The sequence below is a fragment of the Vibrio sp. Y176 genome, from assembly GCF_033438945.1.
Genome location: NZ_JAWOQS010000820.1, coordinates 1 through 596, shown reverse-complemented (window position 1 = coordinate 596; position 596 = coordinate 1). Strand labels below are relative to the sequence as shown.

At 48.5% G+C, this 596-nt stretch carries 1 protein-coding gene; it reads left to right on the top strand.

From position 1 onward, the window contains the following. The coding region (locus tag R7O13_RS28850; RefSeq protein WP_318305458.1) for an EAL domain-containing protein at nt 1-596 on the top strand (596 nt) is incomplete at both ends.

Sequence of the window (596 nt, the reverse complement as noted above, 5' to 3'; positions counted from 1 at the left end):
TTTGATGTACTAAAAATCGACCGCAAGTTCGTCAAGAATATTCATGAGGGCAGTACAAGTTATAACATCGTCAAAACCATTACCGATTTGGCACACAAGCTGAACGTCGAGGTGGTTGCCGAAGGTGTCGAGTCACAACGCGAGCTCGAAGTGTTGGCTGGTATTGGTGTTGATTACATGCAGGGCTTCCTCTTTTCTCAGGCGTTGCCAGTGGTACTACTCGATACGGCTCAAGCACATGACACACTTTTTAATGGTGTGATGGTTAAACCGACTCAAGATGCGATGTTACAGTCGTTATGTCATCACGATGTGCGCCGACTCGACCCAGGTGAACCGCTGTCTTTGGCGGTGGAATACATGAATCTGAGCCCAAGCGCACCTTTAGTGGTTATCAATGAAAACCGCTGCGTTGGGTTGATCACCAAAGAGCAAGTCAACTTGCACATGACGCCAGCGATGGGGACAGATTTAGAAACCGAGCGCGAACATCGACTTTGGAAACGGCCAGTCAATCAGGTGATGAGCACCGCATTTGAGCAAGTTGACGCCTGTTTGCCAGTAGCGGCCATTCGAGATTTGATCAAAGCTGGTAT